This is a genomic window from Streptomyces sp. RP5T (genome assembly GCF_003933965.1).
Lineage (GTDB): Bacteria > Actinomycetota > Actinomycetes > Streptomycetales > Streptomycetaceae > Streptomyces.
On sequence record NZ_RSAJ01001289.1, the window covers coordinates 1 to 440 of the forward strand.

The following is a 440-nucleotide window of genomic DNA, read 5'->3' on the forward strand; positions in this document are numbered from 1 at the left end:
TTTCAACACTGATCCCCTGCTGCTGAACCTCCTGCGGCAGCAACGGCGTGGCGAGCTGGAGTTTGTTCTGCACCTGTACTTGCGCGATATCAGGATCGGTCCCGGACTGGAAGGTAAGGGTAATTGTCACGCTACCGGCGGAATCGCTGGTGGAGGACATATACATCAGGTTATCGATACCGTTCATATTCTGTTCGATAACCTGCGTCACTGTATCCTGCACGGTCTGCGCATCAGCACCCGGATAGTTTGCCGAAACAGAAACCGCAGGCGGCGCAATGGTTGGATACTGGGCGACGGGCAATTGTAGGATCGCCAGTGCGCCCGCCATCATCAGAATAATGGCCAGCACCCATGCAAATATCGGTCGTCGAATAAAAAAGTTTGCCATGTCAGATTGCCTTACTTCGATGCAGTATCTGCGGGGGTATCGGTAGTGG

At 53.6% G+C, this 440-nt stretch carries 1 protein-coding gene; it reads right to left on the reverse strand.

The window, feature by feature from the left end; all coding sequences use genetic code 11:
- Positions 1–391 (reverse strand): efflux RND transporter permease subunit (locus EHS43_RS45875; protein ID WP_185806704.1); only part of this gene is annotated, 391 nt, incomplete at its 3' end.
- Positions 392–440: the final 49 nt, after the last annotated feature.